This is a genomic window from Clostridium sp. (assembly GCF_036660475.1).
GTDB lineage: Bacteria > Bacillota > Clostridia > Clostridiales > Clostridiaceae > Clostridium_J.
In genome coordinates, this window is record NZ_JAVXAO010000004.1 from 1 (window position 1) to 13,659 (window position 13,659).

General features: G+C 30.0%; 12 protein-coding genes. 4 read left to right on the top strand and 8 right to left on the bottom strand.

Translation table 11 applies throughout. The features are described 5' to 3' along the window. Positions 1-151: 151 nt before the first annotated feature. Positions 152-595 carry a MarR family transcriptional regulator gene (locus tag RSA29_RS07050; protein WP_346933422.1) on the bottom strand — a complete coding sequence of 148 codons (444 nt, stop codon included), beginning with the start codon at positions 593-595 and terminating at the stop codon, positions 152-154. A gap of 412 nt (positions 596-1,007) precedes the next feature. Here RSA29_RS07050 and RSA29_RS07055 point away from each other — a divergent pair, with 412 nt between their 5' ends. The 4 genes from RSA29_RS07055 to RSA29_RS07070 all read left to right on the top strand — a co-directional run bounded on the left by RSA29_RS07055 (position 1,008) and on the right by RSA29_RS07070 (position 6,785). Continuing rightward, the gene (locus tag RSA29_RS07055) at positions 1,008-3,269 is read left to right on the top strand and encodes an ABC transporter ATP-binding protein (protein ID WP_346943818.1); all 2,262 of its coding nucleotides are present in this window, start codon (positions 1,008-1,010) and stop codon (positions 3,267-3,269) included. 10 nt (positions 3,270-3,279) lie between these two features. Beyond that, positions 3,280-5,184, top strand: a complete 1,905-nt coding sequence (locus RSA29_RS07060; protein WP_346943819.1) for an ABC transporter ATP-binding protein — start codon at positions 3,280-3,282, stop codon at positions 5,182-5,184. Positions 5,185-5,572: 388 nt separating this feature from the next. After that, complete coding sequence (locus tag RSA29_RS07065) at positions 5,573-6,325, top strand: threonine/serine exporter family protein (RefSeq protein WP_346933424.1); 753 nt, start codon at positions 5,573-5,575, stop codon at positions 6,323-6,325. A 4-nt stretch (positions 6,326-6,329) separates the two neighbouring features. Further along, complete coding sequence (locus tag RSA29_RS07070) at positions 6,330-6,785, top strand: threonine/serine exporter family protein (RefSeq protein ID WP_346943817.1); 456 nt, start codon at positions 6,330-6,332, stop codon at positions 6,783-6,785. Between the two features lie 149 nt (positions 6,786-6,934). Here RSA29_RS07070 and RSA29_RS07075 read toward each other — a convergent pair whose 3' ends face one another. The 7 genes from RSA29_RS07075 to RSA29_RS07105 all read right to left on the bottom strand — a co-directional run bounded on the left by RSA29_RS07075 (position 6,935) and on the right by RSA29_RS07105 (position 13,650). Beyond that, positions 6,935-7,300 (bottom strand): hypothetical protein, encoded by a 366-nt coding sequence (locus tag RSA29_RS07075; protein ID WP_346943816.1) that lies wholly within the window; start codon positions 7,298-7,300, stop codon positions 6,935-6,937. 377 nt (positions 7,301-7,677) lie between these two features. Next, on the bottom strand, positions 7,678-8,994 hold the full coding sequence (locus tag RSA29_RS07080; protein ID WP_346943815.1) for a HAMP domain-containing sensor histidine kinase: 1,317 nt from the start codon (positions 8,992-8,994) through the stop codon (positions 7,678-7,680). A gap of 3 nt (positions 8,995-8,997) precedes the next feature. Further along, on the bottom strand, positions 8,998-9,651 hold the full coding sequence (locus tag RSA29_RS07085) for a response regulator transcription factor (protein WP_346943814.1): 654 nt from the start codon (positions 9,649-9,651) through the stop codon (positions 8,998-9,000). Between the two features lie 248 nt (positions 9,652-9,899). Further along, the gene (locus tag RSA29_RS07090) at positions 9,900-10,334 is read right to left on the bottom strand and encodes a hypothetical protein (RefSeq protein ID WP_346943813.1); all 435 of its coding nucleotides are present in this window, start codon (positions 10,332-10,334) and stop codon (positions 9,900-9,902) included. 309 nt (positions 10,335-10,643) lie between these two features. Then, positions 10,644-12,296 (bottom strand): tetratricopeptide repeat-containing diguanylate cyclase, encoded by a 1,653-nt coding sequence (locus RSA29_RS07095; RefSeq protein ID WP_346943812.1) that lies wholly within the window; start codon positions 12,294-12,296, stop codon positions 10,644-10,646. 219 nt (positions 12,297-12,515) lie between these two features. After that, a complete protein-coding gene (locus RSA29_RS07100; RefSeq protein WP_346943811.1) occupies positions 12,516-13,193 on the bottom strand; it encodes a Crp/Fnr family transcriptional regulator in 678 nt (225 codons plus the stop codon). A 253-nt stretch (positions 13,194-13,446) separates the two neighbouring features. Beyond that, entirely contained in the window at positions 13,447-13,650 is a 204-nt protein-coding gene (locus RSA29_RS07105; RefSeq protein WP_346943810.1) for a hypothetical protein, read from the bottom strand. Positions 13,651-13,659: the final 9 nt, after the last annotated feature.

Consider the following 13,659-nt stretch of genomic DNA (forward strand, 5'->3'; position numbering starts at 1 on the left):
TAAGTGTTGCTTAACCCCTTTTTTTATTGTGTCCTTGACAAGGGGTCCATTTTACTTTATTTCATACCTTTTTATGTGCTATGCAATGGAAGTTATGAATTGTGAATTATGAATTATAAAAGTTGAATAATTAATTTTAAATTTTGAATTCTCAATTTAACTTATCTACTATACTTGAAAACTCTTTGACTACAGTTCCTAAAGATTTTAAATCTTCCGGTGATAGGGTAGATATCTTCTCTTGTAACAAACTCTTAGCTAAATGTTTTTTTAGTTCAAATAATTCTTGAGCTTTATATGTAACTTCTACTCGAAGTACTCTTCTGTCATTAGGATCTTCATATCTAATAACATAGCCTTCTTCAATGAGTTTATCAATTATAGGAGTCATGTTTGGTTTCGAAATTGATAAATCTTTAGCTATTTGAGAAACAGACGATGAACCTGCATGAGATAAATAAAAGATAACTTTAACATGAGAGGGTGGGATGGGTAAACTTTTAATAAACTCCTCAGGTTTAATCATTTTTTTATGAAATTGTATGATTAGGGTAAATAAATCATCAGATATTTTAGTTAGATTTCCATTATCCATTTTGACCTCCTGATTTTAAATTTTAAATTATAAATTATGAATTATGAATTATGAATTGAAAATTACAAATTGTTGATGAAACTACTTTGGAATTTCTTTATAGTATTTGATTTAAAACTCGATAGTATTTTATATTGATTTTTAATTTTACATTTTACATTTTAAATTCCTTGACTTATAATGGTTATAAATTTATAATCATTATATAATGATAATTAATATATTAATAAAACTAATATAAATTCATAAATTATTCTTATAATGCTATTATAATTAATTAAGAGAAGAATTGCAAATATAATGAAAAATTGCACATACTATTATTAGTTATAATTAGGATTTGTATAATGAAAATTATTATTGGAGTTATTTTTAGAACTACAAATTTTTTTATTAAAGGGAGTGAGAGAAAATGTTTAAGTTAATCAAATACTTAAAAAAGTCAATAGTGCCGATTATAATAATAATTGGACTTTTAGTTATTCAGGCGGTCTGTGATCTTTCGTTACCAGATTACACATCTAGAATAGTAAATGTAGGTATTCAACAGGGGGGTGTTGAAATTGTAGCACCAGAGGTAATTAGAGAAAGTCAGCTTGAAAATCTAGAACTATTTATCAGTGATGAAGATAAACTTAAGATTAGAAGTAATTATACATTACTTTCTGAGGAGAGTCTTAGTGGAGAAGAGTTTGATAAAAATGTGAAAAAATATCCAGCTCTTAAAACTGAAAATATTTATAAGCTGACGGCTAAGAAAAAGGATAAAGAAATTATATCAGAACTAAATGATATATTTAGTAGACCAATGATAATAGTAGAATCTTTTGAAGCAACTAGTGAATCAGCAAAAACAATGAGAAAGGCAATGGTGGCACAGTTTCCACCTAATATGGGGATAACTGAAGACACAAATCTTTTAGAAGTTTTTGCAAAAATGACAAAGGAGCAACTACAGACTATTACGGATAAATTTCAAGAAAGCTTCGAAAACTTACCGAACACTATGATAAATCAAGCTGCAGTGTCATATGTAAGAGGAGAGTATAAAGAAATTGGTATAAATACAGATAAAATGCAGGGTAGATATATTCTAGCTGCAGGTGGAACTATGGTGCTTATAGCCCTTGTAAGTATGGCAGCAACCGTTATGGTAGGGTATTTAGGAGCAAGGGTTGCAGCATCCCTTGGAAGAAACCTTAGAAATCAGGTATTTACAAAGGTTATTGGATTTTCAAATACAGAACTTGATAAATTTTCAACAGCATCTTTAATAACTCGTAGCACAAATGATATACAACAAATTCAAATGCTAATGGTAATGCTACTTAGGGTAGTATTCTATGCACCAATACTAGGAATTGGTGGAGTTATAAAGGTTCTAAATACAGAGACATCAATGGCCTGGATTATAGGACTTGCCGTTGTAATTATTTTAAGTATTGTAATTTCATTATTTTCAATAGTAATTCCAAAGTTTAAAATGGTTCAAAAACTTGTAGATAAAGTGAATCTAGTAACACGTGAAATACTTACTGGAATGATGGTAATTCGTGCTTTTGGAACAGAAAAACATGAAGAAAAAAGGTTTGATAAAGCTAATAAAGATTTAACTAAAACTAATCTTTTTGTAAATCGTACTATGTCATTAATGATGCCAACTATGATGTTGGTAATGAATGGAATTACCATATTAATAGTATGGCGAGGAGCACATAGCATTGATGCAGGAACTATGCAAGTTGGAGATATGATGGCATTCATACAATATGCTATGCAAATTATAATGTCATTCTTAATGATTTCAATGGTATCTATAATGCTTCCTAGAGCAGCAGTGTCAGCAGCTCGTATAGATGAAGTTCTAAATACAGAATTTATGGTTAAAGATCCAAAGGAGCCTATGAAATTTAAGGAAAGCAAAAAAGGTGTACTTCAGTTTAAAAATGTTGCGTTTAGGTATCCTAATGCAGAGGAAGATGTGCTTAGCAATATTACATTTACTGCAAGGCCAGGAGAGACAACAGCATTTATTGGAAGTACAGGAAGTGGAAAATCTACGTTAATTAATTTAATTCCAAGGTTTTATGATGTAACTCAAGGTGAAATCATATTTGACGGAGTAAATATAAAAGATGTAAGTCAACATGATCTTAGAGGGAAAATAGGATATGTGCCACAAAAGGGAGTATTATTCTCAGGAACAATTGGGACCAACTTAAAGTATGGAAAAACTGATCTTTCACCGGAAGAGATGGAAAGAGCGTCAGAGATTGCGCAGGCTAAGGAATTTATATCTTCAAGTGTGGAAGGATTTAATACATCTATATCACAAGGGGGAACAAATGTATCAGGAGGACAAAAACAAAGACTTTCTATTGCAAGAGCAATAGCTAAGGATCCTGAGCTTTATATTTTTGATGATAGTTTCTCGGCTCTAGATTTTAAAACAGATGCCACACTTCGTAAGGCTTTAAAACGTGAAATATTAGATAGTACAGTTATAATTGTAGCTCAAAGAATAAGTACAATTTTACATGCAGAACAAATTATTGTTCTTGAAGAGGGGAAGATTGCGGGCAGTGGAACTCACAATGAGCTAATGAAAAATTGCGAGGTATATAAACAAATAGCTCTATCACAACTTTCAAAGGAGGAGTTAGCTCATGAATAAAGAAGATAAAATGAAAAAAGGGTCTGGAAGAGGTCCTATGGGCGGTGGACACTCTATGATGGGTGGTGGAGAAAAGGCTAAGAATTTTAAGGGGACGATGAAGAAACTCGGTAATTATTTAAAACCATTTACCTTTAAAATAATAATTGTAGTTGTATTTGCAATTGGAAGTGCAGCATTCTCCATAGTTGGACCTAAGATTTTAGGTAAAGTAACTACAAATATATTTGAAGGACTAGTTAGTAAAATTACGGGTGAAGGCGCAGGTATAGATTTTACTTATATCAGTGAAATTTTGATATTCCTTTTAGTTTTATATGGAATTAGTGCTATATTCTCAGTTGTACAAGGATTTATAATGTCGGGGGTTTCACAAAAGGTTTCTTATAATCTTAGAAAAGAAATTTCAGAAAAAATTAATCGTATGCCACTTAAGTACTTTGATAGCAAAACTCATGGGGAAGTATTATCTAGGGTAACTAATGATGTAGATACTGTAAGTCAAAACTTAAACCAAAGTATGACACAAGTTATTACTGCAATTACAACCTTAATTGGGGTACTTATAATGATGATATCCATAAGTTTATACATGACCTTGGCTGCATTATTAATATTGCCAATATCAGGACTTATGATATCTATAGTTGTGAAAAAATCCCAAAAATATTTTAAGTCTCAACAAGAATATTTAGGTAATGTTAACGGTGAAGTTGAGGAGATTTATGGTGGTCATAATATAGTAAAGGCATTTAATGGAGAAGCTGATGCTATAGCGAAGTTTAATAATTTAAATGATAAACTATATGATTCTGCTTGGAGATCACAATTTTTATCAGGTATGATGATGCCGATTATGACATTCATAGGAAACTTAGGTTATGTTATGGTATCAATACTAGGAGGCTGGCTTGCTATTAAAGGGAAAATTCAGGTTGGAGATATTCAATCATTTATCCAATATGTAAGATCATTCTCTCAACCAATTGCACAAACAGCTCAGGTTGCAAATCTAATGCAATCAACTGCAGCGGCTGCAGAGAGGGTGTTTGAATTCTTAGCAGAGGCAGAAGAAGTACAGTTTGCTGAAAATCCTGTAAATATAAAAAGAGATTTCATCCAATCAGAAGATCCAGCTGTTAGAGCAGCAATAAGTGAAGATGGTGAAGAAATTCAAGGCGAAGTTTCTTTTGAAAATGTTCACTTTGGGTATAGTGAAGACAAAATCATTATAAATGACTTTACAGCAAATGTTAAACCAGGACAAAAGGTTGCCATAGTTGGACCAACTGGAGCAGGGAAGACAACAATGGTTAAGCTTTTAATGAGATTCTATGATATAAATAGTGGAGAAATTTTAATTGATGGTCATAATGTAGAAGACTTTAATCGTGAAGATCTTCGTAGTATTTTTGGCATGGTACTTCAAGATACCTGGTTATTTAATGGTTCAATTAAAGAAAATATAAGATATGCTAAACTAGGTGCTACAGATGAAGAAGTTATTAATGCAGCAAAGGCAGCCCATGTAGATCATTTTGTTAAAACTCTTCCAGATGGATATAACATGGTTCTTAATGAGGAAGCTAACAACGTATCAGCAGGTCAAAAGCAATTATTGACTATAGCGCGTGCAATTCTTGCAGATCCGAAGATTCTAATTCTAGATGAGGCTACTAGCTCAGTTGATACTCGTACAGAGGTATTGATTCAAAAGGCTATGGAAAACCTTATGAAGGGCAGAACTAGCTTTGTAATAGCTCATAGATTATCTACAATAAGAGATGCTGATTTAATTCTTGTAATGAAGGATGGAGATATTGTAGAACAAGGAAACCATATAGAATTATTAAAAGCTAATGGATTCTATGCTTCACTATATAACAGTCAGTTTGAAAATCAAGAAGTGGGCTAGGTATGAATTATGAATTATGAATTATGAATTAAAGATTTTAAATTTAGAATTTAAAGTTAAGTATAAAATCCTTACGGATTTTCAAATGTAAGATGTATCGATTTAGTTAGACACTATATATTAAATATCAAAATTCATAATGTGAAAGATGAGTGATTAATCGCTCATCTTTTTTCATCTTAAATCCATATAAAGTGAATTTAATTTTAATATATTTAATAGGGGGAGAGTTTTATAAAGATAATTCATAGTTATGAATACTAACATTGAAAAATCTAATTGTAAATTCATTCATATATATATATAATTCCCAAAAGATGATATTATTAAATTAATACATATACATAAGTAACTTTTAAAATAGGTAACGGGTATTAAGGGGGACACCATGGAAGCTAAAAAAGTATTAGAGATAGCTCTTTCAGCAGGGGAGCTGCTTATAAGTAGTGGATCTGAATCTTACAGAGTAGAGGAAACTATTGAAAGGATATGTGGGGCATATAATTATAAATGTGAGTGTATCACCACGGCAAAGGGGATTTTTATATCAATACTAGGTGAGGAACAGGAACGGGTAACGTCTTTAAAAAAGATTAGAACAAAGAGAGTTGATTTATACATTATTGAGATGGTAAATGGATTTTCAAGGAATCTTCAAGATGAAATTCTTACATATGAACAGGCTACAAAAAGGTTAACAGAAATAAGAGAAGTGCCAGAGTTTAAGTTGCCACTTAGAGTATTTGCTGGAGGAATGACATCATTTATATATTCACTATTCTTTAATGGAACAATTTATGATGCAATAATATCAGCGATTATAGGAATGATAATTTACTATATGGTGGACAAGGTATCGAATATAGGATTTTTTCAGTTTTTTGTATTTTTCTTTTCAGGATTCGTAATAGGAAGTGTAAGTTTAGTATTTGACAGAATTATACATGTTGTGAGTAAGGATAATATTATTTTAGGTGCTATAATGGTACTGCTACCTGGAGTTGCACTTACAAATGGAATTAAGGATGTTATTTATGGAGATTTTACTTCAGGCATTGCTAAGTTTGGGGAAGCAATGTTAATTATAACCGCTATTGGGGCAGGAATTGGGACAGCGTTAGCGTTAGGAATAGGAGCTTAAATATATGATGAAACAAATTATATTAGCATTCTTTGGAAGTATATTCCCGGCAATTTTATTTAATATAGATAGAAAAAAGTTATTTTGGGCGGGGATATCAGGAGCACTTGGATGGGGAATATATCTTATTGTATTTAGATATGGAGAAAGCCCAATTATGGCAAGTTTTCTAGGGGCATTTGCTGTTGGAATGTATAGTGAGGTTATGTCGAGACGACTTAAGACTCCAAATATGCAATTTTCAATACCAGGAATATTTCCATTAGTACCAGGAGTAATGGCATATAATACAATAATTAATATAGTAGATCAAGATTATCAATTAGCATCATCAACTTCAATTATGACTATAATTATAGGTGGAGCAATTGCTTTTGGGATAATGTTATCATCTACAACATTTAAATTCTTTGTGAGACTTCATAGGGAAGTTAAAACTAGGAAAAAAGTTATAAAGTGATTCGTATATCCAAGTGGAGTTTTTACAAGCCTAAATATAAAAAAGCATCTTTTTAACCATATAATCCTTTTGTAGTAGATAGTTTTAACAATAAAAACTTTTTATTACAATGGTGAGCATATGTAAGTAGAGATGCTTTTTTTATAAAATTATTTTAACAGAGCAGCTACTTGGTCATATTGAACCTTAGTAATTACATTGGCTTTTAGCAATGCATCTAACAATCCAATATCTGTAGTAGGAATTGATTCAGGGTCTGAAGTTTGCAATTTGTTATAATAAGTATGTACTTTTTCGATATCGGCTGTAGAAAAAACTTTCTTCTCTACAAGACTCATCATAGCACTTACAAGTTTAGCATAACCTTTATGACATTTAGGATCTTTGCATATTGTTTCAGCCTCATTCATAGTAGGTGCATTAAAGCTATCAGGGGTTTTTGCAAAGGCAGTAATAGAAACCATACTAAGACCTATAATTGCAGTTAAAATTCCACATATTATTTTACTTTTCATTAAATATCCTCCTTTAGAGTAAGTAGAGTAAGGTCCCATTAATATAAATTTTCTTTGTGAATTATTCTAAGTATTTTAAAAGATTTTGGGACCCTAAATTACACCTAATAGTATTAGCAATATAACGATAATATATTTATGTAATTTGAAAATAGTATATAGGTTGAGAATATGGTAGATATATTGAGAATATGATAGCTATATTAAAAATATAGAATATGATCATTGGAAATAAGATTTAATTAAAAGTACTAGATAGAAAGATTCCTTTATATTTCCACATGTAGTTTTAGAATTTTTCGTAAAGATATAATACTTTTTAAGATTCAAAAAACAAAACTATAATATAACTAGTCTATAGTATAGAGAAAATAAAATTAGGATTTGGTAGGAATTTCAAAATAAAATTCGCTACCATTTCCAATTGTACTTTCAGCATTATAATTAAAGCCATGTGCTTTTAAAATCTCTGAGCAAATAGGTAGCCCAAGACCCATTCCACCACTATCTTTGCCTTTATAATACCTAGTCCATACATCAGTTAGATGTTCTTTGGATATGCCTTCACCATAGTCTATAACTGAAATTTTAATACTAGAATTCGTTGAAATAGCTTTTAGGATTATATCGGTATCAGGAGTACTGTGAGATATTGAATTTGTAAGGAAGTTATAAAGAACTCTACTTATTTCCTCGGGATCAAAAGTTACAATCACAGCATTAATGGAGTCGTCAATCATTAGGTGAAAATTTTCGTGGATATTCTTATGACCTAGGGTAAATCTGTTCCATATATCATTTAAATATTCATCAAGAGGCACTGATTGTAGATTTAGATTTTTTTTACCTTCACGATATTTTGATACTTCAAGGATACCTAGAACTAAAGCATTTAGTCTATCAACTTCAGTAATAATATCATTACTATATTCTTTTGCATCGTTTTCAGTTACTAAGCCATCTTTAATAGCTTCACTATACCCCCTGATGATGGCAAGGGGAGTTTTAAAATCATGACTTACATTAGCTATAAATTCCTTTTGAAGAGTATTTTTATGATTAAGTTCCTCACTCATGGCTTTTAAACTTTGCGAGAGGTCTTGAATTTCATCCTTAGTATTTACATCTAAGTCTACATTGAAGTTTTCATTAGAAATTTCAAGGGCAGCTTTTTTTAGTTTAAGTATAGGGGTAGTAAATCTCTTTCCAAGAAATAATCCTATTAGTATTGAAAATATAAGTGAAACTAAAAAAACTATACATAGGATTAGATTAATGTATTTAATATACTGTGAGGTATCGTCATAGCTTTTAAATGCAATTATGTCCCCAATATCAGTAGAGCTTTTGAAGGATATAAATTTTTCACCAACGTGATTTTCAAATATGTCATTGGTATTCGTATCAATGATTTTTTTTGAAATTCCATACATTTTTCCACAAATGTTTTGAATATTACCATCTTTAACAAGGACAGCACTAATATTATCCAAATTATAGTTTTGATAATTAACAGTAGAGTTACCATCACTTATAAGCTCGTAGATTTTATTGGTAGCAATCTCAAGCTCGTTATATTGAATGTTAATATAGATTTTTGAAAGAAAAAAACTTATTATAATTGATGAAATAATAACTACGATTGCAGTAACTAAAACAAAGTAGGAAATGAGTTTTTTTGTGATTTTATCCATAATCTACTCCAATTTATAGCCTACGCCCCACACAGTTTTTAAGTGGGTGTTGAAGTAGGATATTTTTTCTCTTAAATTTTTCACATGGGTATCAACAGTACGACCATCACCCTCAAAGTTTATGTCCCAAACATTTTGTAGAAGTTGAAGTCTAGTAAATACAATGTTTGGGTTATTTGAAAAGTGAAACACTAAATCAAACTCTTTAGGGGTAAGAGGAATTTCTATATTATCCTCAATGACAGTTCTTCGCTTTTCTTCTATAATCATATTATCTAGAATAAGAGGTTTATTGTCGTTAAGGGATTTTATTCTTAATTTAACTCTAAGGACTAGCTCCTTCATACTAATTGGCTTAACCATATAGTCCTCTGCTCCAAGTTCAAGGCCAAAAATTCTATCATCTTCTTCACCTCTAGCAGTAGTTAGAATCACAGGGGTATTAGTTTCTTTTTTTATTTTTCTAAGGAGTGACCAACCATCTTTTTTGGGCATCATCACATCTAGTATAATGAGATCAAAATCTTGGTATAAAGCATCTTCACCTTCTTCACCATCAAAGGCAAGAGTTATGTCATAACCCTCTTTTTCTAGGTATAGCTTCATAACTTGACTAAGCTTTTTTTCATCTTCAACTATTAAAATACGTTTATTCATATATAATATTCACTCCAAACACTGAGATAAATTTTTATTTTAGGATATGGTTTAATAGAATGTTAAAATTGGACTTTAATGTTGTCCCGGAATTATCTCATCATAATACCATTTGAAAGAGTCTGAAAGGGGTTAGATTATATAATATAATGAAGTCCTTATTAATACTGATTTAAAACATAGCCTTATGTTAATTATATAAAAATATAAAGCTACTTACCATAGTAAATAGCTTTACAAGGATATTATTATTTACATCCCTTATTACTTTTATGGCCCATACCTTTTCCAAGCCCTTCACCGTTGCCATTGCCAGGAGTAGCACAGTTTTCGCTACCAGGTGTAACGCATTTACCTTTGCCGATTTTAAAACCATTGCAATCACCCGATTTTTCACCATTGCCACTACCAGGGTTAACACAGTTATCAATTTTTTCACCTATGGTTGATTTAAGTTCTTCACCTTTTTCAGCAGTTATACGTCCATCTTTAATTAAATTATCAATTTTCTCAAATTTTGCAGCTTTCATATTTGCTTTAAGCTCTTCAGTTGAAAGATTTGTGGAAACGGAAGTTTCATTAGTTGGTGGAACTGAAGTAGCACCATCAGCTGCAGATGCAATCATTGAAGTACCGATAGCCAAAGAAGCAACAAGTGTAAGGGCAAGTAAAGTTTTTTTCATAAATAAACACCATCCTCTTAATATATTATATTTTAATATTAAGGGATAATTATAATGAGTTAATGGGGAATTTGTGATGAATCTGTGAAAATAGGAGAAGGGACTGTCTCAAGAATATTGATTTATGTTTAAGTCAGCTTTCAAAATGACTTGATAACATATTCAAGTTGAGATAGTCCCTTAGGCAAATTTACTTTACATTATGAATAAGATTTTAAGTGGAAAAGATACTAATACTTTTAAGAGATGACGATTACTTCTTAAACATACGAAGTAGAGGATGTAAATAAAATATTACATCCTCTATCCTTAAATTAAAATATTTTTCACAGAAACTTTATTTTTACCAGAATTTTTACAATTATAGAGTTCATAATCAGCCATATCTATCATGTTACGGGTAGATGCAAAAGCTTCAACTGTACCATATGATCCACCAACACTAATAGTAACATTGGGGCCATCTAGATCAGAGCTATATTTTATATTAAGATTAAAAATACTTTCTCTGATTAGCTCACCAAGATCAGTTGCTTCGGTATAAGTTAAACCTTTAGCTATGTAAACAAATTCCTCACCACCATATCTACCGCAAAAATCATCATGAGTATTTTGTATATCATTAATACATTTTGCAACGGTTTCAAGGCAAGAGTCTCCTTTTAAATGTCCCCAAAAATCATTATATATTTTAAAATTATCAATATCAATCATAAAAAATACAAGATAATCGTTGCTATTACTTGATGAATCCCAAATACTGTTTAGATGGGAATTGATGGCATATCTATTTGGAATGTTAGTGAGAGAATCCTTTAAAGCTTTATATTTAAGATTTATATTTTCTTTTTCTATGTATTCTAATTTTTTATTTTGAGATAAAATCTCTAGTTCAAGACGTCTATTTAGGTGCTTGATATGATCGATTTTTTCAACGTCTACAGTAGATTCACATTGTATTTTCAAAATTTCAAGTTTATTTGCAATTATAGAGGAAGATATATTAACTTGAATTTCATGGTATTTTTTATGATAGTAAAGGGAATTTTTGTAGTCAGAAATTTTTTCAAAATGATTTGAAAGTAAAAGATATACTTTACTAAGTTTGGGTTTAATATTTAAATCGATAGCAAGATTAATAGCTTTATCAAAATATTTAAGGGCACATTCAGTATTAATATTTAAATTTAAACTTCCCATACCTATAAGTAAATCTATAGAGTAATACTTGTTTTCAACACTTTTCAAGTGATTTAGAGCATTAGTATAATAATACATTGCTTTAGTGTAATTATTAAGCTTACTGTAGTAATCTCCTAATATAGTTTCTACCTCACCTATAAGAACAACATCATTTAAACTGATTGATATGTCATAACTAAGTTGTAATTTAATCAATGCATTAGCATGATCAGAAGCATTTAATAAAACTTGTCCAACATTAAGTAAAATAGCTGATACCGCATTAGGGTAATAGTAGCTTTCAGAAATTGTTAGCCCTTGGTTATAGTACTCTAGAGCTTTAGAATATTGGGATGTAGTTCTATATATTTCTCCAATGTTGTTAAGAACACAAATGTATATATAGCTAAAGTTTTCTAATGAACATAAATCTAAGCATTTTAGATAGTAGAATAGAGAATCTTCATATAAATTGACATGAAAATATGCAGAACCAAGAAGGTTTAAAGAACTAATAATACCAGATTTTTCATCTAAATCTTGAAAAATATCAAGGGCCTTATGGGCGCAGCTTATCCAATCAGTTATATTTGAAATAGATCTATGAGTGAGTGCAATATTAATAAGACAATATCCTTCTTCAGATTTTAAATTGTTTTTTAGCGATAAGTTATAAGCCTTTTCTAAAATTGCATAAGCTTTATTAGGAGTATTGTATATAAAAGGCTTTGCATCACTAATAAGTCTTGATATTTCTAATGCAATATTACTATTATTCATTGTATAACCTACCTTTACTAAAATATATTATAAGTGCATTATAATAATGCAATAAATAGACGATATAATATTATATCATATTGTGTAATTTTATAACATATTATAAAATATATTGTTTTATGGATATATATGATTTTACTTAGTTTAAGTAGGAAATAATGAGTGTAAAATTAAATATTTTCAAAGGCAGCAGCGAAATAAATTGTATTTGAATATAATTTATTCAGAAAGATTTTTAAGTCTTTCTAAATCTAAAATTTTAAATTCTTTATGTGAAGTATCAATTATGCCTAATTTTCTAAGGTCATTAAGAACTCTAGTAACTGTAACTCTAGAGCAGCCAATAAGATTAGCTATGACTTCATGGGTTAGTGGGATGATTATTTCACCTATATTTTTAGTGTTAGAGTCAGTGGATTCAATACTTTGTATAGCCATTCTGCTAAGGGCTGAGCAAATTTGGGTTTGAGGTGAATGTTTTAGTAAGTCGCCCATTTGAAATAAAGATATTTGATATTTCCTTAAAATGCTCTGAAAGAAATAGCTATAGCACATAGAGTTAGAAGCCATATATTCTTCAAGAACATCGTTATCAATGAAGGAAATTGTTGTATCCTCAAGAGGAACAGGAGTTATATCTATATGCGGATAAAATAAGCTTTCTTCTCCATAGATTTCTCCAGGAAGTAGAAAAAATAAAATTTTCTCAAGTCCACTTTTAGTATAGATACAAATTTTCAATTTACCCTTAACTACAATAGAAAGTTTTGAATTAGAGTAATAATCTACTTGATCATTTTTTTTATAGTGTTTTAACAAGCCTTGGGAAGCCAGTTCCCTTAGGAAAAATGTTCTCATTTTTTCTTGAGGAGTATAGTTAAAGTATTCTTCGTACATAAATTAAACCATCCTTTACAACTATGTTTTTTATAATATATAGTATATGGTGCGCTAACTGATTAAAAATAAACAGATTTTAATTAAAAATATAAGTTCTAAATGTATATAATTAAAAATCTTTAAGTTGTAAGCATAACATATTTATAGTAAAAATAGCTAAATACTTATTCTAATACTACCGTTTTAGTAATAGAATAAGTATTCATATGAGTAAGTATTATTAGTTTTTACAAGTGGACATATTTTCATATCAACAACGATCTTCAGTATCATTGGATTTGTTTTCAGTATCTTGAATAGCGCAACTAGAAGAAAGGGTTAAAAGATTTGCGCCTATAAGTGTAAAAATATTACCTATTAAATCTATTTGGTCACAAGATTTATCTTTTGAAATATAAATTGAAATAATTGTTGCAACTAAAACTAATTGACTAGAATCTAAACCATAAGGCATAAAATCACC

Excerpts from the sequence above, each read along its gene's own strand:
- RSA29_RS07085 (WP_346943814.1), bottom strand. The coding sequence starts at position 9,651 with ATGAATAAACGTATTTTAATAGTTGAAGATGAAAAAAAGCTTAGTCAA.
- RSA29_RS07070 (WP_346943817.1), top strand. The coding sequence starts at position 6,330 with ATGATGAAACAAATTATATTAGCATTCTTTGGAAGTATATTCCCGGCA.
- RSA29_RS07050 (WP_346933422.1), bottom strand. The coding sequence starts at position 595 with ATGGATAATGGAAATCTAACTAAAATATCTGATGATTTATTTACCCTA.
- RSA29_RS07090 (WP_346943813.1), bottom strand. The coding sequence starts at position 10,334 with ATGAAAAAAACTTTACTTGCCCTTACACTTGTTGCTTCTTTGGCTATC.
- RSA29_RS07075 (WP_346943816.1), bottom strand. The coding sequence starts at position 7,300 with ATGAAAAGTAAAATAATATGTGGAATTTTAACTGCAATTATAGGTCTT.
- RSA29_RS07095 (WP_346943812.1), bottom strand. The coding sequence starts at position 12,296 with ATGAATAATAGTAATATTGCATTAGAAATATCAAGACTTATTAGTGAT.
- RSA29_RS07065 (WP_346933424.1), top strand. The coding sequence starts at position 5,573 with ATGGAAGCTAAAAAAGTATTAGAGATAGCTCTTTCAGCAGGGGAGCTG.
- RSA29_RS07105 (WP_346943810.1), bottom strand. The coding sequence starts at position 13,650 with ATGCCTTATGGTTTAGATTCTAGTCAATTAGTTTTAGTTGCAACAATT.
- RSA29_RS07100 (WP_346943811.1), bottom strand. The coding sequence starts at position 13,193 with ATGTACGAAGAATACTTTAACTATACTCCTCAAGAAAAAATGAGAACA.
- RSA29_RS07055 (WP_346943818.1), top strand. The coding sequence starts at position 1,008 with ATGTTTAAGTTAATCAAATACTTAAAAAAGTCAATAGTGCCGATTATA.
- RSA29_RS07080 (WP_346943815.1), bottom strand. The coding sequence starts at position 8,994 with ATGGATAAAATCACAAAAAAACTCATTTCCTACTTTGTTTTAGTTACT.
- RSA29_RS07060 (WP_346943819.1), top strand. The coding sequence starts at position 3,280 with ATGAAAAAAGGGTCTGGAAGAGGTCCTATGGGCGGTGGACACTCTATG.